Source organism: uncultured Sphingobacterium sp. (genome assembly GCF_964277905.1).
Lineage (GTDB): Bacteria > Bacteroidota > Bacteroidia > Sphingobacteriales > Sphingobacteriaceae > Sphingobacterium > Sphingobacterium siyangense.
In genome coordinates this window covers 1-24,360 of record NZ_CAXYKD010000045.1, presented here as the reverse complement: position 1 = coordinate 24,360, position 24,360 = coordinate 1, and the positions used below count along the sequence as shown (strand labels likewise).

Below are 24,360 nucleotides of genomic sequence, written 5' to 3'. Positions count from 1 at the left end.
CGATCAAATTAGATTTTCAAGAATATTATTTAACACGGTAGGAATACCGAGATAGCAAGCCAGTACCATATATGTTAAGTTACGAAGCATACGAAAAAAGTGTTTTTGATTGGCTGATGTCCAAACATCAGGCAGACAACAATTTTACGTTTACAGTGAGACAAAGTGCCACGAAGAATTCCGAAACCGATTACTTTATCGGAACCCAGCGTTCGGGCTATTTTGCAACTACCTTTTGGTCTATTCCCGTCAATTTCCCGGGTTCTTCTGGCGATGCGATGAGTCTAATATTCGTGCTGGGGGAGTCTACTTATACGTACTATTTTGAATTTACCCAAACCCAAGATCCCAAAGATGATCAAAATCGTGCTGTGTTAAGCTTAATCAAGACAATTAAAAAGCCTTTGGTGGAAAAGTATAAGCTGGCACGGAAAATCAATGAAACTGCAAAAATGTATACGATTCGAATCGCTGGCCTCAAGGAAAACTATGTCTCTTTGGAAACGATGTACCAGGATATTGATAGCCAGTTGGCCAATATTATCGCTATCGTCGATCAGGGTATTTTGAGTGTCAAGCAATCTATCCAACGGTTTACAGCGCACCGCGTTACACCTCAGGAGTTTGTCAGTCTGATCAATAAGCTGAACCAACGTGTCGAAAAACACCACGCTATCGTTAAAGAAATAGGGGATGAGGAAACATCTGTCAGTACCGAAACATTTGCAAACAGTATCCCAATACAGCTCAACCAGATTTTGTATGGTCCTCCTGGTACGGGAAAAACCTATAATAGCATCAATTTGGCTCTTTCCATCATCGAAGGAAAAAGCGAAACGGAACTGTCCCTTGAGGATAGGACTTCACTGAAAGCACGTTATCAGCGTTATGTGGACAGCGGACAGATCCTTTTTACAACTTTTCATCAGAGCATGAGCTATGAGGATTTTGTGGAAGGAATCAAACCCCGTTTTCATGAAACCGACGATGGAAGCAAGCAGCTTATCTATGAAGTAGAAAGCGGTTTGTTTAAGATTGCCTGTGCCCATGCGGCATACAATACCTATCTCGAACTGCACTCGAGTGAAGAAACATCTGCTAGTGCCGAACTGGTCGGTAAGTTTAATTCCGGGGTATTTCAAAAGGCGATGGCCAATCAGGATATTCAAGGAAAGCCTGTGGTTTTAATTATCGATGAAATCAATCGGGGCAACGTATCCGCCATATTTGGTGAACTGATTACGTTGATTGAGGAATCCAAACGTGCAGGACGGGATGAAGCACTTGAAGTTATCCTTCCTTATAGCAAGCAGAAATTTTCGGTACCATCCAATCTGTATCTCATCGGTACCATGAATACAGCCGACCGTTCGGTGGAAGCTTTGGATACCGCTTTGCGCCGTCGGTTTGCCTTTGTGGAAATGATGCCCAAAGCCGAGCTGCTTGGGGAAATCATCATCGAAAATATCAATCTGCAACATGTCCTCAGTAGAATCAACAATCGCATCAAAGTGCTTTTGGACAAAGACCATCAAATTGGACATGCTTATCTGATTAATGTGCAGTCAACGCGCGATCTCACGCATGCTTTTAACAATTGCATCGTACCCTTACTCAAAGAATACTTTTATCGGGATGAGGAGAAAATTGCTCTGGTGCTGGGACCAGGTTTTGTTGAAATCGAAAATGACAACTTTTCAGGAGATCACTTTCCGGACTTCGAAAGAATACGGAAGCCGCAGTATAAACCAAAGCTGAATGTATTCGAGGTACCAGAAGAAAATATTATTGATGCCTTGAATCAATTGATCGGATAATCATATGCAGCATGTCCTTCAAGTCTATGAGCATGATACCTTGTATCTCAATCAATCCTACAAGACTCAGTCTGGAGAAAGTCTGCGATTTGCGCAACTTTATTTCGATGTGCTGCTCAAATACAATGATCTATATCAGGGTAAATACTTTGCGCCTGTCTATCAGGGTATCCGATTTAAAAACTATGTCGGGATTGTTCAGGTGGACGATCTTGTCATTGAAATCCTGCCCAAGATCCAGCGGACTGCATCTACCGTCAATTGGCGCGAAGTATTGATCGAAATGCTTCTCGAAACGGAGCGGTTAAAGGTTACAGCAGTGGGTGAAGCTTTTGTTGACAAACAGCACATCCATCTCTTGGATATCTATTTTGACTGGTATTTAACAGCGGTAGAAGAATTGCTGCATCACGGACTGGTGAAACAATATTATCAGGAAACTAAAAATACCGTTGCGCTCAAAGGAAAACTGGAGTTTGCAGGGCATATTCAGCGTAATCTCGTTCATAAAGAGCGTTTTTACAATACCCATCAAGTATATGGCGGTGACCATGTGCTGCATCAGATTCTCCAGCTAGGCTTGGAAATAGTTGCTCGCCTGTCGCATGGGAGCTATCGTTATGGACGGTGCAAGACGGCGCAATTGAATTTTCCAGAAGTCAAAGAGATCTGGGCCGACCAGCAATTATTTGATAGGCTATCTTATAGCCGTAAAACGGAATCTTATCGAACAGCAATTGAATTAGCACGATTGATTATTTTAAACTATGCCCCCAATGTCAAAGCGGGAACTGAAAATATGCTGGCTCTGCTTTTCAATATGAATGAGCTCTGGGAGCAGTATGTGCTTGCGCAGTTGGCGAACTGTTCGAAATATTGGGAAGTACGAGGCCAGGAGAGCAAGCAATTTTGGCGCGATAAGACCCTTCGACCAGATATCCTATTGAAACATCGAATCAGTGGAAAACAGTTTGTCATTGATACCAAATGGAAGAACTATAGCTATGATATGATATCCACGCAAGATCTACGACAGATCTATGTTTATGCGGATTATTGGAATGCTGTAGGAGGGATGTTGCTGTATCCCCATGCCAATACCCAGAAAAAGCAAGAGCTGTGCGATTCCTATCATGGAAAAGAATATATAGCACAAATTGGTTTGCTGTCGATCTTGGATGAAAAAGGCAATTTGAGCAAATCTTTAGGGAATGATATTCTTGCACTGATTAATTTTACTTAGCCATTCCAGCTCTCCTGTCGGCTCCCAACCTATTGTCCTCTCGAATGTAATAAACTCAGTCGCAAAGGAATTAACCGCATTTATCATAACAAGCATACGATCGTTGGATAATAAATATTGTATTTCAGTTTGTTGATCGATAGGCTTTTCGTAATTTAAGTGTCATAAACACAATTATAAACTTTTTATGAAAAATCTCTACTTGATCCTCCTGGGATTATTTTTGCCTATTCATGTCTTATGGTGTCAGTCGCCTATTGTTTATTTGGGTATCGATAAAGGGCTTTCAAATGATTTTGTTACCACGATCTTTCAGGATAGGGATGGATTTATGTGGTTTGGGACATCAAATGGCCTAAATCGTTACGATGGGTACGAATTTAAGGTTTTTAAAAACGACCCATTGTCTAAGAGCACCCTTCCCGACAATCGTGTAACAGCTGTTGCCGAAAGTGCTTCTTCACAGCTATATGTAGCAACGAAAAGTGGGTTAGCAGTGATAGATCCCAATCGCACACAATGTAAACAAGTTTTAGTATACTCAGATGGAGGAAATAAAATGCTGAATTTTCCAATACATCAGATAGAAAAGGATAATCAAGGCCAGTTATTTCTGCATGGCGGATCCAAAGGGCTATTTAAAGTTGAAGAAACAAGAGGTGGAAGTATCGTCCAAAAGATACCTTTAAAAGGTGCTGGCCAAAATCAACTTGATTATCGTGTTTCAGCGATTTGCAAAGCTGCTGATGCCGGCGTCTGGGCATTAATAGACCATGTTGGTTTGGCCTATTATAATAGCAGAAAGAGACTTTTTTCAATCATTAAAAAAGCCGATCTGCAGTCAACAACAATGGCGGCAGCACCTACAGGAGATATTTGGTTCGCCAGTAACCAAACAATTAGTTGTTATCATGTAGAAACAGGTGCTTTTGCAACCTATAATCACAATACTGACAGGAAGTCTATCGTTAACCTTTATTTTGGAAAAGACAAAAAGCTGTGGATTTGTACAGACGGTAATGGCATACAGAAATTTAATATTATAACGCGAACGTTTGAAGATAATATTGGTTTTGACCAACAGCAACTAACCAGTCAGTCTATTTTTGCAGTACTGGAAGATAAAGATGATCGGCTTTGGATTGGCACATTAAGAGGGGGTATTAATATTGTAGATCCGGTAAAAAGAAGATTTCAAACATTCAAACTTAATCCCAATAGCGAGCGGGTAAGTACTGCTGACTTTATTTTATCGTTTGAGCAAGCTGATCAAAATCATATTTGGATCGGAACCGATGGGGATGGATTATACAAATGGAGTATAGCGAAAGGTACCTTGGTCAATTATCCCTATTCAACAAATAAGGAACTCAAACCCGCTTTTATAACGTCGCTGATTCAGCATCAAAAAGACCAGTTGTGGATTGGAAGCTATGATATGGGGGTTGTTAAATTAAGTACAAAAACAGGCCAAGTAAAACAATATGCCTGTTATTATCCAAACACTCCATATGTCAATAATGCTGTATGGCGTTTATTTAAAGACAGTAAGGGGAAGCTTTGGGCTTCAACACTCGCCAGTGGAAATGTCTACTGCCTAGATACCATCACAGATCAGTTTAAACACCTCGATTTGCCAATACATGATGTGTTAGCTTTCTTTGAAGACAAAGATGCTGTTTTGTGGATGGGATCTTGGAACTCTTTATTCCGTCTGGACTTGCCTACTATGCAATACAAGAGCTATCACATCGGCAGCCCAATTCGTTTTATCCAACAAACAGAAAACGGTTTTCTTTGGCTTGGCACAGAGGGGGGAGGACTTTTACATCTGAACCTAAGTACGATGAACTATAGGCGTTATACCAAAAAGGATGGACTGGTGAGCAATACTTTGTTGAATAGTTTACAGGATGCCCAAGGTAATATGTGGATTTCGTCACTTGATGGACTATCCAAAATGGATGTGCAAAAAAGAACATTTCAAAACTTCTATCAGTCTGATGCGCTCCAAAGTAATCAATTTAATTACAATGCTGCCATCAAATTAAAGAATGATCAGTTGATTTTTGGTGGTATACGCGGTTTTAATATATTCAGACCGCAGGATATATTTTTTCAGGCCAGGTTTCGCCCGTTAAAATTGACTCAATTGAGCATTGATAATGTACCTTATGGGCAAACTTGGGAGGATAATCAAATCCCCTTGAATACTGTTCAACGTCTAAAAATACCATTTGAAAAGGCGACTTTATCCTTCTCCTTTGCGGCATTGGATTTTAGTTTTTCGGATAGGATCGACTACGCCTATTATTTAGAGGGATGGGACAAAGGTTGGAATGAAGTCAATAAGCAAAGGATTGCTTATTATTCAAATCTCAGGGAAGGTAACTATAAATTGCATATCCGATCGACCAACGCGAATGGCGAATGGAACAAAGCAGAAAAGATTATTGATGTCGAAATTTTGCCACCCTGGTATCGAAGTATATGGGCATATATGGGGTACATTTTACTACTCGTTGCGCTCCTTTATCTTTATAATAGGTATCGAGAGAATAAGGAAATGTTGCTTTTTAAATTAAAGACTGCAGAGTTTGAACGGGATAAAGAGCACGAATTAATTGAAGATAAATTGGCATTTTTTACCCATATCGTCCATGAGATTAGAACTCCATTGACCCTCATTGTCAATCCGATCAAAGATATTGTCATCAAATCAAAAAAGAATATGGCTGAATCAGAAGAATTACTGTCCGTTTACAATCATTCCAAGCGATTGCTAAACCTTGCGGATAAACTTCTTTTGTTTAGAAAATCTGATGGCAACTTTGATGAACTCGCCTATACTATATTTGACATCATACAGGTTTGGCGGAACACCTTTGAATCCTTTAGGCAATTGGCAAGTTCGCGAAATATCACATACTCATTTGAAACGGCTATTGAAAAACAAATCATCAAGGCAGATTATGAAAAATTGGAGATCTGTTTTATCAATTTACTTCAAAATGCACTTAAATATACGGCTAGTGGCGGATCTGTCGCTGTTAAGGTGAGCCGCATAGGCAGGGAGCTAAATTGTGATATCATCGATTCGGGACAGGGGTTTCCAACTCAGCTAACAGAAGAAATATTTAAACCTTTTAAACGTAATTTTAGCTTAATTAACCATCATGCAGATGGTTTTGGAATTGGGCTATTTTTTGTTAAAAAATTCATCATGCTGCATCAAGGTAAATTGGAGCATTGCGCAAACCCACATTCTGGAGCAACTTTTTCAATCAATTTGCCTATTACCGAGGTCAGTTCATCCGCTCTGGATATCACCGTTGCATTACAGCAAAAAACTTATGGCTATCTTCCTTCCACTGAAGAAGAGCATCCTTCACATCCAGTTTCAGCCCGCTCTGTAAAAAGTCCGGCAATTGATGAATTGTATGAAAATGACATGCAAGAGAAGATACTGATCGTGGACGACAGTGAGGATATGCTAAACTATATTGCTGGTATTTTTTCTGACAAATATCAGGTTGTCAAAGCAAATAGTGCCGAAAGGGCATTGACTATTTTAGAGAAATTAGAACCCTGTATCATCATTAGTGATGTGATGATGGGTGGATCCTCTGGGATCGATCTCTGCAAACAGTTGAAAAGCAATAGAAAGCAAAGCCATGTACCTATTATCTTATTAACTGGAAGTTCGTCTTTTGAAGTTAAATTAAAAGGAATAGAAGTTGGTGCAGATGATTACATCGTTAAACCTTTTGACAAGGAGCTGCTCGTGGCACGCGTAGAAAGTCTAATAGAAAACAAAAATAGACTACATACCTATTTCTACAGTGAAATTACCTTGCAATCCAAAGATCATAAAGTTCCGGCTGCCTTTAGAGATTTTTTACAACGGGCAATAGCGGTGGTTGAGAAGCATTTGTTGAATGAAAATTTTACGGTCAAGATGCTTGCCGACGAACTTGGGATGAGCCATTCCAATATGTATAGACGTATAAAATCTATTTCTGGAAAATCTGCCAATGAATTTATCCGTTATATTCGGATGCGTCGAGCAGCACAACTACTTATAAGTAGCAAAACGAATATCAATGAAACCGCATATCATGTTGGCTTTAAAGATATCAAACATTTTAGACAGCATTTTTCCAAAATCTTTGGTTGTTCGCCCTCTGAATACCGCAAGCGCTACAGCCATCTGGGAAATTTGCCCAATAGTCTCAGTTAATCTTTTAAAGCCTTCTAAAATGCAAAAGAGCAGAAAAGCAGTAACCTTGTTAGGGAATACTGTTTTCCTGCTCTTTTTGTTAGCCTATGGTCTTCGCTAGTAAGGTCCACTGTGGCTTGTCATGCCATCTTTTCGCATCGCTTCTATGATCAGGCAATTGTAAACATAATCCCAGCTTGAGCTGACTTCAGAATTTTGATTTAAACCGTAGGGCCACCAGTGCATGCTATCACCATTTATCACGGCTGATTCATCTGAACTGATCATTTTTAACATTTTGTTGGCATTTGCCAAACTATATTTACCATTGATAATCGCTTGTGACCACCAGCTTGTCGTCCCGGTACCGAAGGTATGATTCATCTCATGCAACATGGTCCGGATATTTTGGTAGCTCTCACTGGCACCAAATCGCATCCAGCCCTCGTTATTAGCGTCGGCTGTCGGAACCCCGGGGTCGTAGTTGAGATAAACATGTTTGGTAGCCGAAGTATAATTATTGGCATACCATACCGCGCTGTCCAGAGCCACTTGCAATCGTTGGTATGCAGCAAGTTGTTGCGCTGTTGGATTGTCGACTTTATTGAATGTATAGGTTACCTTGCCCTTGGCGATCGTATGGAAGGAAATATCGGGTCCGTAGCTTACACCTGTTTCATTGGTCGCATAAGCGCGTAAATGATAATTTGTACTGGGATTGAGATTGAGCATACCGATTCTAAATTTGCCTGTACCTTTTGAGCCATTCATAACCTTATGATCATTTATGGTCGGTTTTTCCTGTAAGCCCCAGCAGACCCCTCTTTCGGTCACAGCACCACCACCGCTGCTGATGATATTGACATCATAGTAAGCGATTGATGATCCCACGATAAAGATCGGGTTCGTCCCGAAGGTAACCGATTGGATATCGGCGGTGGTTAATACCTGTTGCTCACCATAAGAAATACCGCCCTTATTTTTGGCGTAAGGTCTGATGTAGTATGTTTGGGAGGGCGTGAGGGTCGTCAGCGCCACAGTAAATTCACCAGAACCTTTACTGGAATTTGCCTCAATGGGGTTATTGTCGATTGTTGGATTTGGATCTTTGTTCCAACAGATGCCACGACTGGTAACAAGGGCACCACCTTTGTTTAGCACTTTTCCTGTAACCATAGCACCTGTAGTCGTGATATTGGAAAAGGCTAATTTACCAAGCTCAGCAAGTGCGATATGATCTGTTTTTTCCGTAGGCTTTACTATACTATTCTCGGGAGTAGCTTTTTTACAACCTGCTAAAGTGCAGGCTGTAAAAAAGGCATAATAAACTATTCTATTCATATCTTTAGGTTATAATTTTTCAAAGATCATATTGCCTGAGACTTTAAAATAAGAACCATCTGAAGCGGTTCCATTCATGTTTCCGAGGAAACCTAGGGTTACAGGTCCGGCTTCAGTTACTGTAAATTCGAATATCGCATTGCTTCCTGAAAGAGTTTGAAAGCCTATGGCGGTATTCAAGGCTGATTGATCGGGCAAGGTATTGCCTTTTGCAGCGATGAGGTGAACGACACCCGCGCTGCCTTTGTCAATCTTGGAAACCGTAAAACGATATTTGCCCGGTTGTAGGTTGGTCGTTTGATAAATCTTACCATTTACAATTGGTGCTAAGTTAGGTGAAGGTGATGCCCATTGCCACCAACCAGCTTCCAAAGATAAACAGGCTTTTTTATCACGAATCTCAATTCCACCATAATATTTTCCGTCTGCTGTCTTGAAGTTTTTTGCCGCATCATTGACCATCCATACGGCAGGTGTACCCCAGCGATCGCCGGCCATTTCGGAAGTCTCGAAAGGAAAATTCATATTTTTTAGATAAACCTCCTTGGGCGAAATATTTGCTGAATAGTTTGTGTAAAACGTATCGATACTTAACGAATCCGGAACAAACAATGTACGATAGCGGAGTGGTTTACCAGGGAGAAAATCCGATAGAATACTTTTACCTAACTTAATAGAGTCTCTTTGAATTATCAATTTCCCTGACGTATTGGTGTACTCAACTTCTGTAAACTGAGCGCCACTTGTCAGATCAATTCCTCCCCAATTGACGGTGGTTTTTTGATCCCCAGCAAAATAGTCAACAGCATACATTGGTCTGTTGATAAGTCCCGAACTAAATCGTTCGCCATAAGACACGCCAGTTTTAAAAACGCTAAGCGACTTATTCCCTTGGGCATCGTAGGTGATAAGCTCAAAATTATGTACCCCTTCACTTATTTTCAGTGAAATTTTTAAGGTATCTACGCCTGCCGTGCGATTGATTTTTAACTCAGTCGAATCTTGTCGATTATCCCAGTATATTTTGAGGCGATCTACCTTGGGGTCGGCCATAAATAATCCAGTAATATAGACGCGCTCCTTACCCGAAAAGACCTTTACAGAATCAATTTTTCCGGTGTAGGAAATTTCACCGCCTTCCAGATACTTTTTATAATCATCACTTTTTGAACAGCAAAGGAAAGAAAGCATGGCCATGCTAAGCAAGGACATGATAAAGAATGTTTTAATATGTGCTACTTTCATAATAGTCTAATTGATAATAAACAAGTTGTCTTAACGTGGATCGCCATAAATCTGTAACTCGGCGATGGACATAAAGGAAGATCCCTGCCAATTTTTAATGGTTTTGATGCGTAGATAACGGACCTTTGGTGCACTCACATCAAAGTCAAAGCTTAAACCCGAATTGGCAAGTTGATAATCTTCATCCGTTTGTTGTCCCATGGGTAGTCCAGAAGGCTTTTTGCTTTCGAAAGTGCCTAAGCGCGTCCAGTTGTTCCAACTTCCGTCCGAAGGCGGGTTGTCCGAACCCCAAATTTCAAAAAATCGCACATTCCCACCATAATAATACATACGACCGCTGTTGGTATATTCTGGATAGTCCCAAATTACAATCCTGCTCATTTGGGCCAGTTTCCCGGTATCAAATGTGACCCATTGTGGACCATTAACAGTGACGTCAGTCAATGATATATTTGGCCAGTTCCAATTGTCTCCATCCCACATTTTGGATAGTCCCGTAGAAGCATATTGTTGTTTGGTGTCCGTAGGCAATGTGATAGCGGTATATCTGGATTTGGGAAGTGCCTGTTCAAACAGCGGTGTCAAAGTCGTCACAAGCGTATCGGTAAAATTCATGTATTTGTCTCTTACCGTAATCGCAAACTGTTTGGGATTTGGTGCAAACCCACGGATGGTACGTGAAATCTGTTTAGCGGAGGTATAGATGTTGTCTACAGAAGGTACCCATTCACCCAAGGAGTCTACCATTACCATCACGGTAAGATTTTTCTCGGTCTCGTTTTCTGCAGTGATCCGAATGCCCCCAAAAGCTGGAATGGCCTCTAGACTTCGGAAAGTATTCCAGATCGGATTTTCTAAAGGCGTTACGGAGACTTCAATAGGCGCCGAACTGATTTCGCTTCTATTTACAGCATAGAGCTTAATTGAATGCGGGTTGGTATCTGCAAAACCTTCCACCAACAGCGTATTGTTATAGTAGGAGGATTTCACTTCCATTTCTTTGCCCGATTTTAATTGATAGACAGCTTTGACATACAATAGGTCCTGGTCTTTTGGTAAGGTATAGGTAAGTCGTGCTGCGCCAGCCAAGTTTTCCACTTTAACATTGCTGACCTGCCCCGGCGCTGCGCTGTTGACGACAGGAGCGACTTGAATTTCTTCTTTACAGTTTTGGAATAAGATGCAGAGGAAAAATATAGACTGCACTAGTTTTTTGTTTATATTCATTTCTTGAGACTTTAAGGATAAAATTAAAAGGACTACCAACCTAAATTTTGTGTCAATGAAGGATTTACGGTTAATTCACCTTGGGCTATTGGCCAGAAATAATCTCTAGGAGCGACAAATGTCTGCTGAAACAATGTTCTTATCTGGTAATAATCTGCACTGATCTCTTGATTCACGCTCCAGCCAGTAATATTCTGATTGAAATATTTAACGGCCAATTTCCAGCGTCTTAGATCCCAATAGCGTTTTCCTTCAAAGGCTAATTCGATCATCCGTTCACGTTGAATAATTTCGCGAAGTCCCTCTTTGGTCGTAGGTTTGTCTGGGTTTGATGAAAACTGGTTCCAAGAAGATAGGACACCCGGTATTCCAGCACGTTCACGTATGCGGTCCAAATACGTATAAACATCAGCAGAAGGACCATTTGCTTCATTCAATGCCTCAGCGTACATCAAATAAATATCGCTTAGACGCATGTTTGGCCAAGGATAGTATTTATAACTGACACCATTGCTGCTGAAAGCTTGTTCCCAATTCACTAATTTTTTAAGAAAGTATCCAGTTTCATTGATCCAACCATGATTATTAGCACCAGCAGGTTGATTTAACTTTGCCTGCACATAGTATGTATCCTCATCCGATAGGCTTTTTGTATCAAATTTGAACCAGATACCACCGTCAAAACCTAGGTCCGCGTAAAAGCGGGGCTCACGGTCAAAGTTTAGACGTGCCGTAGTATATCCTTCTTTGACGTAGTACCGATCTGCGGCAGTAGATACACGCAGGCTCGACTTGTCGTTATAATCTAGGGTTTTGTCCTCATTTATCGGAACACCGTTTTTAGTATAAAACATTTCTGCGATTTTCAGGGGGGCACTGAGGTGTTGTCTTGCTGTACCGACCACTGCTTCAGGAGTTAAAAGAGGCATCGCATCCCGCTGTATATTCCAGGCCTGATGATTGGGGTTTGCCCAGATGTGCTCAGCAGACCAGCGTTCATTGAAGCCAAGATTGATACCCAGTACCTGAGCAGTCGCATCGCTCATCTTAAACTGCCCATATTCAGCCTTATTAAAAGGAAAGAAACGAATACCTGCCGCATCCGCAGATTCAATTGCAGCTTTTGCAGCGTCTGCAGCCTTTGTCCATTTTGAGGCGTCATAAGAAGGATTGAACAGCTGTTCGCCTTTGCTATTGCGCATGGACTGATAATCTGTATTTCCGTTGAATAGAGGACTTGCAGCAGTCAGCAATACCTCAGCTTTTATAGCCTGAATGATGGGTTTGGTCACCCGTCCAAGTTCCGCAGCCTTGTTTGGGATAATTAAAGGAACAGATTTTTGTGCAGCAGAGTCCAGCAAAGAAACAATGTAATTGACTACTTCATCAACAGGACGCTGTTCTACCCGTACAGCAGACTGATCCGCGTCAAGGGATATATTTTTTTCGACAACAGGAATTGGGCCATATTGGCGGAATAGTAAATAATGGTAATACGCTTTTAGAAACATTACTTCTCCAATCCATCGCGAACGATCATCGCTGGAGAGATCAGGTACTTTGGACAGATCAGAAACATTCTCTAAAAAGATATTGCAATCTCGGATAGCAATCCATAAACCACTCCTCCAGGAGTCTACAAGTGGTTGATTGACATTTTGTCCACCGCGTGCGATCCGCCAGTTATCTGCTGGATAGATTTCACGCTGGGCAACGGGTAGCCACACCTCATCGCCGGCAAGAAATCCAATATTGCTTTGCGCATCCGAATTATTTGGCAACCACGCATAGCAGGTGAAGAGAAATTTCTCGGCTTCATTTCGTAAGGAAAAAGCGTTGTCAATTGTCGCTACATTGTCCGGAACGACATCGATATAATCTTTACAGGCAGAAACTCCAAAAGCACTAAACAAGAGGCATGCGATATAGGTTGCTGTCTTTTTCATATTTTTATTTTTCATGATTTCTTAATTGTAGTTCACATTAAAAGCTCAGTTGTAAGCCCATGTTATATACGGCCTGAATCGGATAGCCTATTCCTTTTCCACCCATCTCGACATCCCACATTTTAAAAGAGCTTAAGGCAAATAAATTCATTCCATTGGCGTATATCCGAAGGTTTTTTGCTTTGAGGCGTTTCATCAAACTTTCCTTAAACGTGTAGCCTACTTCCACTGTTTTCAATCGAAGGAAAGCGCCACTGCGCATCCACCAGGTACTTCTCTGGTTATTATTTGCAATAATGTTTTCACTTAAACGAGGCCAAAAGGCGTATAGATTTCGATTTTCTTCACTCCAATAACTATCAGCAACGACCTGTAAAAGGCCGTTTTGCGAGCCACCATTTAAATAGAAAGGCGAAATATTTTCGGGATTAATGAAAAAAGAAGAGCGTGCAGATCCCTGAAAATAAAAGCTAAAGTCAAAGCCCTTTCCACCCACAGTACCACCAAATCCATAGATCATTTCTGGCGTGGTAGGGTATCCGATCGCGACACGGTCTAAATCTGTGATCTGTCCATCGCCATTTACGTCACGGTATTTGATATCTCCCCCCAGATAATCTAAGCCTGGTTTCCCGAACTGAACCGGAGAATTCAGCACCTCTTGATCATCTACAAAAAGTCGCTCAGCGATGTAACCAAACTCTTGGGAAGCTGAAGTTCCTACTGTATAGCGACTTGCTTCTTTGTAAGCGGGTTCATCCACAATCAGTTTTTTGCTCACGGCATAAGTCATCGTTCCGCGTCCCTGAAAGTACCAGCTGTCGCCAAAATTTTTGTTATAATTTAGCGTTACATCCACCCCTTTACTTTCGGCTTTATTTGTATTGGCGACAATAGCCGCCCGCAGCCCCATGGTACTCGGTATATAAGATCGGCCGGTGAGAATATTGCTTCGGACCTGTTTGTATACATCCACATTTAATTCGAGGTCTTTAAAGATGCCTAGTTCGAGCCCAAAGTTTGTTTGGCGTGATCGTTCCCATGTGATATCCTGATTGGCATAGCGACGTATGGCGATGGTCGGTCTGTTATAGCCCGAAAGCTCACCAAATCCAATCTGAAAGGCATTCATGTCGACATCAGATAAATAGAAAAAGCGATCTTGCGAACGACCGATTTGATCGTTACCAGCAAAACCATGGGTGGCACGGATTTTTAATTTTGAAATGACATCTTTTACAGGTTCGAAAAATGATTCATTGGATATATTGTAGCTAAGGCCAAAAGAAGGAAAAAATCCTAAACGTCGATTTTTGGCAAAACGTTCTGAACCATTATAACCAAAGTTGAACTCGGCGATATAACGGTCATCAAAATTGTACGAAAAGCGACCAGAAAGACCGATATTGCGTGAAGGCAGAGACAATTGCAAGTTCCCAGCATTCCCACTCAATGAATTTTGAACTAAACCGATGACTGTCGCCCCTACATTATGCTTACCAAAAGCATGATTATAGCTGGCAATCGCGTGCGCATAAAACATCGAATTTACTTCTTTTGCAGACTCTGAATAATCGAGGTACTCGGTACCAACTGTACCAATCGATCCCAGGGAACCATCGTTCATGACCCGGAGGCTTAGATCGCCAGTAGCATCAGCAGATGCCGTGTAATAGAATGGATTATATTTGCGGCTTACTTCAAAGTAAGCATAACGTTTTAGATAAGTCATTGCCGTAAGACTCAGACCCGGGATCAATGCATTTAGATTTTGGTTAATTTGAATCTGTGGCATGATCGTAGATGTATTAAATTCTTGATAGCCACGTACCATTTCGGCATAAGGATTTACAAATAAACCACCATTCCTATTTAATGCATTGCCAAATAAAGGGTGATTCATGTAAGGCATGTAAGAAGACGGATACATCGCCGGAAACATGACAGGATTCGACCAGATGGCACGTCTGAAGGTCGCAGCTCCACCATTGATACGGCTTCCATTTTCGTCTGTGCTGCCGATCGGTCCATTGTAATCGTCAAACTGCGCATATACACGTACTATACCCGTCGTAGTAGGTGTAAAGTTGATATCAACATTAGAACGGACGGAGTAATTTTTTAACTTGATGTTGTTATTGAAATTGTTGATTCCGTTCATCTTCAAAATACCATTGTCGATGTTATACGTGCCGGATAGGTAGTACTTTGCTTTTGCTCCACCGCCGCTGATATTTAGGTTATTGCGTTGGTTTATGGTGTAGTCTTTTATAAGCTGGTCAATCCAATTATTATTTGGGTAGAGCAGCGGATTGTCTCCGGCTCTTGTATGGTCAATTTTGGTCTGCCAATACGGGAGCCCCTGTCCACTGGAAGCATCAGCAGGTCTGGTCAGATAAGCCTCATTAGCCATTTCCATGTAGCGGATGTTGTCTGCAAATTTAAAATTGCGGGTATTCGTAGAGACATTACTTTCCGTACGGAATTCAAATTTTGTAGCACCTTCTTTACCCAGTTTTGTGGTGATCAGAACGACGCCGTTCGCACCTCGGGCACCATACATGGCAGCCGCATTGGCATCGCGAAGGACAGAAAAGCTTGCAATATCATCGGGCTGTAAACGGGCCATGTCGGTCGGTGAAGATTCGATGTTATCGATGAGAATCAATGGGTCCTGTTTTCCGGTACCAAAACTTCCAAGTCCCCGAATAAAGAAATTAGCATTATCGGATCCAGGTTCACCACTGCGTTGAAAGGCAATCATACCGGCAACCCTTCCGGCGAGCATAGTCGTTAGGTTGCTTGTCGGTCCTTTTAATTCTTTCGGATTAATCGTGGTTACGGAGCCGACTACGGAAGCTCTTTTTTCGCGTTGACCAAAACCCGTGACAACGACATCGTCGATAACATTTTCGTTTAGTTTAATTTGGATGTCTAAGGTGATGGTATTGCTGGCATCTGGTTTTTTCCCGGTCAGGGGAATTTCCTGACGTGCATAGCCGACACTGCTAAATACCAATGTCGCCGTTTTGTTGGTATTGAGGACATAGTTTCCATTTCCATCCGTAGATACGCGCATAGTACCCCCCAATACACTTACTGTGACGCCCGATACAGCTGTACCGTCATTTTCCGAGGAGACTTTTCCATGTACACGAACCTGTTGCGCCATAGCTGCACAACAAGCTGCCGTCATTAGAAATATAAAAATTCCTAGACGAGATTTAATCTTCTTCCATCTTTTCATTAATAAGAATTTTGGTTATAAATTGAGTTATGTTGAATACAATTATCGTTACAATGAATTGGATAATTCGAGGGGATTTACAGCAAAAAAAGGGGGTGAAATGGTCAATAGTAAATGGTCGGTTTTGCACCAATAGTCTGGTGTAACCCATACGAATATCTCCCTTACTTTGGCCGAATATCTCACCCTGATTTTTTGTAAATAACGTCTTGGTGCCGTCAATATGGGGCTGCGAGAACATGTTGTCGCTAGAATCAACGGCTTATTTTCTTTATCGAAATAGTTTGGTAAGTAGCTATTGAGTAAATTCACTGTTAATGTCTGCTTTTACACGAAACAGTACATTGTTGTCTGTCGTTGATGGTGTATTGACATCAGTCCTCATCCTATTTAGATTCACCTTCCCATTTCCGCCATTCACCGCGTTTTCCTAATCGTTAGTCTAAAGCCGATAGGCTAGGGGCCTATTGTGTCGTAGTTTTGAGTCAACAAATAAGAACAACAGAACTAACACAATAAAAAAAGACATTATGAAAGCAATAGTAAAAATATTCGCAGCAGCAGCTTTAATCGCAGTATCAACTTTCGCTATGGCAGCTGAAGGACCTGGAGCAAAAGCAACAAAAGCTAACATTAACCTTTCTACAGCTGATTTCGCTTTAGAGCACTATGTTGCAGTAACGACTGCGGGCGAATCAGCAGGAGTAGAGCAGTTATTCGCAGCTGATTTTAATCAAAAGATCCAAACTACCAATGCGTTATCTAACAGCCGTAACGAAGTGGTTAAATCCTTGAAAAAACAAAAAGGGGAGAAACTGAACTGTACAGTAAGCACAGCTATCATCGAGGAATCCGCAGACTATATGGTTGCTAAAGTAACCTTGAAATTTGAGAACTTCACCAAAGCAGATTTAGTCACCTTGGAGCATGTGGGGAATGACTGGAAAGTATCCAAATCGATTAATTCATATAAATAGCGAGCAAGAAAACCATAAAGTTAGGATACATTGCTAATACGACCGATGACTAAATGTCTTAGGCGATATGCAAGCATCTTTCTGCGTTCTAGGTCGACCATATCATCATGTTTTTATAAAGATAACAGAAATTGATAATATAGTTATAACTACTATTTAAGTAACTATCTTTCAATTTTAGTCAACTTTATACTGTCGCTATCATCTCTAAATTTATACAGATATCCTTTTTTGATGATGAACTCAGTTGTGTCTGTTGACAGATAGTATTTATCTCCTTTTTTAATAAATTTCCCCGATAAAAATTCAATTGATGAACCAGGTCTACTACTTTCACTGATACTAAAAGTGTTTTCGAGCTTCCAATGTGTCATCGTGTAGGTCTCATTTTTCAATTTAAAGGTCCAACTTTCAAGTCTATTATTTTGGTATCTATCAATTCCTTGCCCAAATAAGTATGACATTAATATTCCAGAAATAATTGAATTAACGATGAAAAGGGAAACAAATTCCTTTTTTGTGAAGTATAAAATCAACGCTATAATCAAATTCAAGATGACTACAAGCGGAATAAGTATTAAAATTCCAATAGAAATGCTTGGATCAGGGTTCATCTGTCTAACCCATATCCAAATAATTACAAAATCAATTATCGTCAATAAAATTACTCTAATCAAAAATTTCATTTTTTTAGCGAATTTGGTTTCCGTTGGTTCTTACAAACTTCTAATTAAGGTTTTGAGATTCTGCGTACATCCAGGATTTCAAAGTCGGAACACGCTATTATTACTAAAGATCAATTGATAACTACTGTTTTAAACAGCTTGCCCCGAAATGAATATTCCAGTAGTTTAATGTCTAAATTCTCTTCATGAAAATACTAATTATGTTTAGATTTACGATTATAGCTTTTGTTTTGTTAACTGTGTGTTCGAAAAATCAAAAAATAGTGGTTATTGATCCTAGGATAACTAATTTAACATTTGATAGTTAAACTGTAAAAAGGTCATCGTATCATGAGCGTTCTAAAGACCCTAGGCAGTAAATAATTCTATACATGAAATATTTTATAGTAGTATTCATTTTTTTAATGACGTGTGGTTGTAGTAAACCTATTCCTGGTTTTTGATTTTGATCTCTTTAAAAGGAATGCAACGAGAGACCTTGCGAATGCCGTAAAAAGTGAATCGAAAGAAAGAATTAATGAAGTTCTGAGAGAGTCAGCAATTTCTCCAGATATTAGAGAACCAAAATATGGTCATACATTATTGATGTTGGCCGTTGCAAATAATCTGAAAAAATCTGTACGTTATTTATTGGAAGCGGGAGCTGATCCTAATATTAGGTCAAATGAGACTGAAGGTGATTTAACAACTCCGATGTTCATCGCTTGTAATCATATTTATAAGAAAAAAATCTGCGATTTGGATGTTTTGGAGCTTTTAATAGCCTATAAGGGAAATGTGAATGATAGTTTGCCTATGGTTTTTGCAAATGCTAATTATACTGTTACAAATCGCCCTTTGCTTGAAGCATGCAAAAGTGGCTGTTTAGATATTGTGAAATCACTGATTGAGGGAGGTGCCGACATTAATCAATATGATTATAGTGAAGGGGTAGGTCTAATTTCTTATGCTATAATTTTTGATAATTTAGAAATTCTTAAGTATTTGATAATAGAGCGGAAAATCAAAATTCCAAAATACTGTTGTGTTATCCAGGCACATAATGAAAGCCCTAGAGTCGAGAAGACCATACAAGAAAGTCTGATGAGTAAAAAATACAAAGATGGATCCAAGGAGTTTAGACTTAGAGAAGACATACTAAACTATTTAAAATCTAAAGCGCAGAAATAGTTTAATAGTGTGCTTACGTTCGCGATTATGCGGATGATGACTATATCTGGAATGATTTTTCAAAATACGTTGCAGCAAGCAAGAGCAATCCATCTGCTTAATTGAGCGTTTTTCAACTAAAGGAGTTATAAAAACATTTTGATCAATATGAAAACGAAACAAATTAAATTGACTAACGATACAGGGGAGGAAGTGTTTCTGTGTTTGGAACCAGAAGGTAACATCGAATCTTTAACGAAAGATGAGTTTACTTTGATAGATTTGGAAGGAGTTGGTAATCCTATAATAGACATTCAAATAAGAAAAATAAAGGGAAAAATATATTTATCAATTTGGCCGGAAAATGGAAATTATGAAATCAAATGAATGATAGCATAAATTTGGGGGCTTGACTGTGAGGCAACTGTTATTCTCTTAAAAACATTTCGCTTTTTTTAAAGTTATTATTAAAAAAAATACAACGATCATGTGGAAGCTTCTCTTGGTAATAGCTACTTGTTTAATTTTTTGCGCATGTTCAAATGCTGCGCAAAGTAATAAGGCTTATAATTTCGGCAAAGACAATCAACTTAAATCTAAACTTTTAGAGAATGTAACGCTACCAGATAGTGCTGTAGCATTTATTAAGGCATATTTTCCGAATGTACAGATACTTGAAGTAAAGGTAAAGAAATCCCCTTCTGCCACAGGAACATTTCACGAAGTAATGTTAGCTGATCGTACTGAAATTGACTTTGGGAAGTTGGGTAACTGGATCGAGGTTAAAGCTCCAGATGGAATTGGACTGCCGACCGTTTTTTTTCCCCAGTCTATACAATCTTACTTGAAAGAAAATTACAAGGGTACTGCTGTGGAGAGCATTGATAAATCTTCTAAAGGGTATAAATTGGAACTAACGAATGACAATAAACTATATTTTGATACCAAAGGCAAATTTTTGCGCAAGAAAAAATAATTATTGTTAAGGGTTCTCTTATCTCCCCATTCCTGCCATTTACCGAGTTTTCCTGATCGTTGGTCTAAAGCCCGTAGTCTAGGGGCGTATTGTGTCGTAGTTTTGAATCAACAAATAAGAACAGATAAAAAAACTAACACAATAAAATAAAGACATTATGAAAGCATTAGTAAAAACATTCGCAGCAGCAGCTTTAATCGCCCTATCTACATTTGCTATGGCAGCAGACAAGCCCGCATCGAAAACGGAGAAAGCAAACGTTAACCTTTCTACAGCAGACTTTGCACTTGATCACTATGTTGCGGTAACGACTCAAGGGGAATCAGCAGGTGTAGAACAATTGTTTGCTGAGGATTTTAATCAAAAGATCCAAGCTTCCAATGCACAGTCTAACAGCCGTAGCGAAGTCATTAAATCGTTGAAAAAACAAAAAGGCGAAAAGCTGAACTGTACTGTAAGTACGGATATCCTAGAGGAGTCGGCAGACTTTATGGTCGCTAAAGTAACGTTGAAATTTGAAGATTTTACCAAGACAGATCTCGTTACCTTGGAGCGTGTGGGCAATGACTGGAAAGTTTCCCAATCAATCAATTCTTATAAGTAGTATCCAATAACTGGTGGTTTGCCAATAATAAAAGACAAACCACTAGTGAATCATAGGTTAAAATTTAGTTTAGAAGCCAGATCGCGAAATCTGGCTTTTTTACGTCAAAAGACCTGATTATCATCAGACGATTTCTCTTAGCGTTTATTTGTACAGTAATTTTTATGTTTCCCATTGTTTCGTCATCCAATGTTTTTAAAAACTATTGTATTTTCACTGTACCAAGCCAATTTTTATGTTAAATCTTCTTGTCGAAATGAAGCTTGTTGCCGTTTTGTATAGTAAGAGCAAGGGTTATATTGAAATAGTTTTATTGGAGTAGATTATTTTTGATAAATTGAAAAAAATGGATACAGCCTTATATAATCAGAAGCTTTTAGAACACTATACCTGTAATTGGGGGCAGGAATATAACGTCTTGACTTGGCCAAAAGGTCCCTATAAGGATCTAGGCGATCACTTTAGGGTGCTGGAGTTTCCCCCAAGAACCGAACGGAACATGTGGGCTTATGCCACTATAGGCATGTCTGGCTTGGACGATGAATTTGCCCTCGAACTGCACATGTTTTCTGGTGAGCAAGATGAAACATTAGTTGAATCATTAATAATCGTAGCACATTATCATAGATTTGGCGCAAGTTTGAGACATTGGCATACCATCAACTGGGGAAGAGGATGGCGCATGGATTCTCCCTGTTCTTATGGCCTTATTTCGCTGCCTTATCTCGATGGACCCAAACTCGAAATTCTTACCCTTGATAACAATAAATCAGTCCATTTCTATTGGTTGCTGCCTATTACCGAGGAGGAAGTAGCTTTTAAAAAGGAAATTGGTGCCGAAAAGCTTGAGGAAATATTTGAAGAACGAGGATTAAATTATTTAGATCCATTCAGGGACACGTTGGTTTGAATGAAATAATATCTCGGGATTTAGTAGTCAAAAATACCAACTTTTCTAAAAAATAGATAGCTATGAAACTACTACGAAATTTTGAATTACACGATATACTGTTTGATTTAGAATCTGGCAAAGAGTTTAAAAAATTGGATCCAGTCACCAATATTTATGGATGGTACAGACAGATTGAAGACGTTTTGACAGCTTTGTACGTAGAGAAAAATGAACTTTATTTTTTATTTGGTACAACAACGTTCCAAGTGGGAGATCATTGTAAAGTAGATTTGATACAACTAACGGAGAATACGATGGAGCTTCTTATTTATCATAAAGACGACCTAATTGTTAGATTTTCTTTTCCATTTGCTCCTAAATTCAACTATCCAGCGCCATTTGACTATCTAAATGATATGGAACAGGATTGGGCATTATTCATTCAGGAAATCATTAATAATCCATTGCGGAGAAGGAATATGATTTCAAATCTTATGGAATGAGTTAATAATAAGTTATACTGTTCTGTTATTAAAAACAGCTTCCACTTCTAGCAACATAAGGATTGATGCAAGAACATTTAGAATTGCTTAGTGATGAAATTTATCTACAAAAAGTCATTAACCCTAGCGAGTTTTCAGTAGAAGACGGGTAAAAGGATTTTAATTATATAAATTCATAAATAGCTAGTCCGAGCATATATTTTAAAATATTTTTAATCAACAAATGATATAAAGGTAGCGAGATTGTTATCTTTCAATTAAATTCGTAAATATGAGCCATCGTAAGGAAGATCGTATGGTCCAAGATCTTATTAGTCGGGGGGCAAAATATTATCAGTAATAACTTTAGGCAAATGAATCACAGATATCTTTTAGTACTACTTTTTCTCACAGTATGCCAATTGGCCTCGGCCCAATTTGCAAAAATCATTGACAAAGACGGCTATGTAAATTTGAGGAAACAAGCTACAGTGAATAGTGCGGTTGTTTCAAAAATTGCTGCTGATGAAATAGTTTATGCATTTCCTGATGAAAAGTTCGGCGATTGGGTAATTGTAGATTATACAGACAAAAGCAACAAGAGCATCACTGGCTATGTACACCATTCAAGAATTAAATATATCGAATCCTATAAGCAGATCCCTACTGTATTTTCTGATGAAGGCACAGCAAAATTTATGGCAAAAGATATAACCGTGCAAATAAATTCAGATAGTTTCGATTATGAAAAAAATAAAGGTGATTTTTCATCGACTCAATATGATGGCTATACCGTTGTAGACAAATTTAAAGGGCAGCAGGTCTGGGGAACAGATGGCGAAATCCCTACAAGCCATTACACCTCTATTCAAGCTACTATAAAGGGGAGATTTATCCAGATCCCGGCAAAGGAAATTGAAAACCTATTTAATGTAAACAACGAGTTTGCAACATGCTACTATGATGACTCAAATGATAGTTTGTATATTACAACTGTTAACGGCGATGGAGCTGGTGGGTATGCAGTTTTATTTGAGATTAAAAAAGGTCAATATAATGCGCGAGTGGTAACAATGCCATTTTAGCAATAGCAATAATGGTAAAATTACTCTTATTTGGCTTTTACCTCCCCATTTTCACCACTCACCAATACCGTAAATTCAATATTATCAAAATGGAAAAAGACAAATTATATTATAAGGTATTTTTAGAAGTAGCTTTAGTCAATTCTAGACACGTATTTGGATTTATAAATATTTCCCATATTCCCTATGAAAAATTTCAGGAAATATTTAGCGAGCAAATTACAGATGAACGATATCTATTTGAAGATTCAAAATCGTATTTAAGAGTGTGATAACTGTAATTGGTAGTTTGGTTATATTAGGTTTATGGTAAAAAGATCAGTCTTAGAAAAACTATCCAATAAGGACCTGTTGCGGTATACTTCAGAAGATACCCGATCAGTCCCTGAAGCTATAGAAATGGCTTTCGACATTCTCAAAAAAAGGGGCTATTTTTTTTCCGAAACAGAAATTGTTAAGATAAATCAACTTATAGCATCAAGGAAAAAAGAGGAACCTGATTACAAATCCCTTAACACATGGGATATTGATGAAGATGCTGAAAAAGCTTCCGTCAGTTTCTATTCTCAAAAAGCAATATGGTATTTTAGTATACTATTCGGATTATTTACAGGCGCTATATTGTTAGCGATTAACTTATTCACATTATCCAAGAAAAAAGAAGCATGGGCAACACTCCTATTTGGATTTGGTTATACCCTAGCGTTAATTTTAGTATACAATGAATTTAAAGATTATTTTGATCAGAGTAGATTCACTGGTATTTTTTTGTATGGAATAGGTGCCGCCATATTGCAGTTTGGGTTTTGGGATCAATATTTGAAAGGAATAAAATATAAGAAGAGAAGCATCGTTGCTCCACTTATGATCTGTTTAGTTGTTGTTGGTTTAATTATATTACGTATCATAATATTCTTGAGGTAATTCTCCGTAATAATATTGAAAGACCCTATGGTTTTTCAAAGGCTAATGTTGTTATCTTGAGAGGTATACCTTACTTACTTACTTACTTACTTACTTACTTAATGCCTTGACGATGGCCATGCCTATTTGTATTTTAAGAATAATAGTCGTTTACAAATAGTTTTAATAGCGTATTTTTTTTAATACTTTTAGCTGAGTTCAATGAGAGAATAAAATGAAACGTATCAATCTAAAAGCGAGAATAAAACGGAATATGTTGGATACGTTATCGGCAGAAAACTATAGAGATGAGCATAGTGA

The 24,360-nt window shown here is 39.1% G+C and carries 18 protein-coding genes; 12 read left to right on the top strand and 6 right to left on the bottom strand.

What is annotated here, in order from left to right; genetic code table 11:
- Window positions 1-71: 71 nt before the first annotated feature.
- The 3 genes from ACHWSC_RS20385 (at window position 72) to ACHWSC_RS20375 (ending at window position 7,300) form a co-directional block, all read left to right on the top strand.
- Window positions 72-1,817, top strand: a complete 1,746-nt coding sequence (locus ACHWSC_RS20385; RefSeq protein WP_394677970.1) for an McrB family protein — start codon at window positions 72-74, stop codon at window positions 1,815-1,817.
- Window positions 1,818-1,821: 4 nt separating this feature from the next.
- On the top strand, window positions 1,822-3,060 hold the full coding sequence (locus tag ACHWSC_RS20380) for an McrC family protein (protein WP_394677969.1): 1,239 nt from the start codon (window positions 1,822-1,824) through the stop codon (window positions 3,058-3,060).
- 187 nt (window positions 3,061-3,247) lie between these two features.
- Entirely contained in the window at window positions 3,248-7,300 is a 4,053-nt protein-coding gene (locus ACHWSC_RS20375; RefSeq protein WP_394677968.1) for a two-component regulator propeller domain-containing protein, read from the top strand.
- A 96-nt stretch (window positions 7,301-7,396) separates the two neighbouring features.
- Here ACHWSC_RS20375 and ACHWSC_RS20370 read toward each other — a convergent pair whose 3' ends face one another.
- From ACHWSC_RS20370 to ACHWSC_RS20350, 5 genes are read right to left on the bottom strand one after another with little or no spacing between them, the layout of a single operon-like run.
- Complete coding sequence (locus tag ACHWSC_RS20370) at window positions 7,397-8,620, bottom strand: hypothetical protein (RefSeq protein ID WP_394677967.1); 1,224 nt, start codon at window positions 8,618-8,620, stop codon at window positions 7,397-7,399.
- Window positions 8,621-8,629: 9 nt separating this feature from the next.
- Window positions 8,630-9,865 carry a DUF4998 domain-containing protein gene (locus tag ACHWSC_RS20365; protein ID WP_145327756.1) on the bottom strand — a complete coding sequence of 412 codons (1,236 nt, stop codon included), beginning with the start codon at window positions 9,863-9,865 and terminating at the stop codon, window positions 8,630-8,632.
- A gap of 30 nt (window positions 9,866-9,895) precedes the next feature.
- Complete coding sequence (locus ACHWSC_RS20360) at window positions 9,896-11,092, bottom strand: DUF5000 domain-containing lipoprotein (protein ID WP_394677966.1); 1,197 nt, start codon at window positions 11,090-11,092, stop codon at window positions 9,896-9,898.
- A gap of 32 nt (window positions 11,093-11,124) precedes the next feature.
- A complete protein-coding gene (locus ACHWSC_RS20355; protein ID WP_145327758.1) occupies window positions 11,125-13,038 on the bottom strand; it encodes a RagB/SusD family nutrient uptake outer membrane protein in 1,914 nt (637 codons plus the stop codon).
- A gap of 37 nt (window positions 13,039-13,075) precedes the next feature.
- Window positions 13,076-16,285 (bottom strand): TonB-dependent receptor, encoded by a 3,210-nt coding sequence (locus tag ACHWSC_RS20350; RefSeq protein ID WP_201665659.1) that lies wholly within the window; start codon window positions 16,283-16,285, stop codon window positions 13,076-13,078.
- 530 nt (window positions 16,286-16,815) lie between these two features.
- Between ACHWSC_RS20350 and ACHWSC_RS20345 the strand changes: the two genes are divergently transcribed.
- Window positions 16,816-17,262, top strand: coding sequence for a hypothetical protein (locus ACHWSC_RS20345; RefSeq protein WP_394677965.1), 447 nt, complete (start codon window positions 16,816-16,818; stop codon window positions 17,260-17,262).
- A 164-nt stretch (window positions 17,263-17,426) separates the two neighbouring features.
- Here the strand turns inward: ACHWSC_RS20345 and ACHWSC_RS20340 are convergent, their stop codons facing one another.
- Window positions 17,427-17,948 (bottom strand): hypothetical protein, encoded by a 522-nt coding sequence (locus ACHWSC_RS20340; protein ID WP_394677964.1) that lies wholly within the window; start codon window positions 17,946-17,948, stop codon window positions 17,427-17,429.
- Between the two features lie 411 nt (window positions 17,949-18,359).
- On the opposite strand from ACHWSC_RS20340, the gene ACHWSC_RS20335 reads away from it, so the two are divergent.
- The 8 genes from ACHWSC_RS20335 (at window position 18,360) to ACHWSC_RS20300 (ending at window position 24,060) form a co-directional block, all read left to right on the top strand.
- A complete protein-coding gene (locus tag ACHWSC_RS20335; protein ID WP_394677963.1) occupies window positions 18,360-19,118 on the top strand; it encodes an ankyrin repeat domain-containing protein in 759 nt (252 codons plus the stop codon).
- A gap of 147 nt (window positions 19,119-19,265) precedes the next feature.
- Complete coding sequence (locus ACHWSC_RS20330) at window positions 19,266-19,484, top strand: hypothetical protein (RefSeq protein WP_201670358.1); 219 nt, start codon at window positions 19,266-19,268, stop codon at window positions 19,482-19,484.
- A gap of 100 nt (window positions 19,485-19,584) precedes the next feature.
- Window positions 19,585-20,073 carry a PepSY-like domain-containing protein gene (locus ACHWSC_RS20325; protein WP_394677962.1) on the top strand — a complete coding sequence of 163 codons (489 nt, stop codon included), beginning with the start codon at window positions 19,585-19,587 and terminating at the stop codon, window positions 20,071-20,073.
- 157 nt (window positions 20,074-20,230) lie between these two features.
- Window positions 20,231-20,677 carry a nuclear transport factor 2 family protein gene (locus ACHWSC_RS20320; RefSeq protein WP_394677961.1) on the top strand — a complete coding sequence of 149 codons (447 nt, stop codon included), beginning with the start codon at window positions 20,231-20,233 and terminating at the stop codon, window positions 20,675-20,677.
- 346 nt (window positions 20,678-21,023) lie between these two features.
- Window positions 21,024-21,587, top strand: a complete 564-nt coding sequence (locus tag ACHWSC_RS20315) for a suppressor of fused domain protein (RefSeq protein WP_394677960.1) — start codon at window positions 21,024-21,026, stop codon at window positions 21,585-21,587.
- Window positions 21,588-21,649: 62 nt separating this feature from the next.
- Window positions 21,650-22,072, top strand: a complete 423-nt coding sequence (locus ACHWSC_RS20310) for a hypothetical protein (RefSeq protein WP_394677959.1) — start codon at window positions 21,650-21,652, stop codon at window positions 22,070-22,072.
- Between the two features lie 353 nt (window positions 22,073-22,425).
- Window positions 22,426-23,136: a hypothetical protein gene (locus ACHWSC_RS20305; protein WP_394677958.1), complete on the top strand. Its 711-nt coding sequence runs from the start codon at window positions 22,426-22,428 to the stop codon at window positions 23,134-23,136.
- 306 nt (window positions 23,137-23,442) lie between these two features.
- Entirely contained in the window at window positions 23,443-24,060 is a 618-nt protein-coding gene (locus ACHWSC_RS20300) for a hypothetical protein (protein ID WP_394677957.1), read from the top strand.
- The last annotated feature ends 300 nt before the right edge of the window (window positions 24,061-24,360 follow it).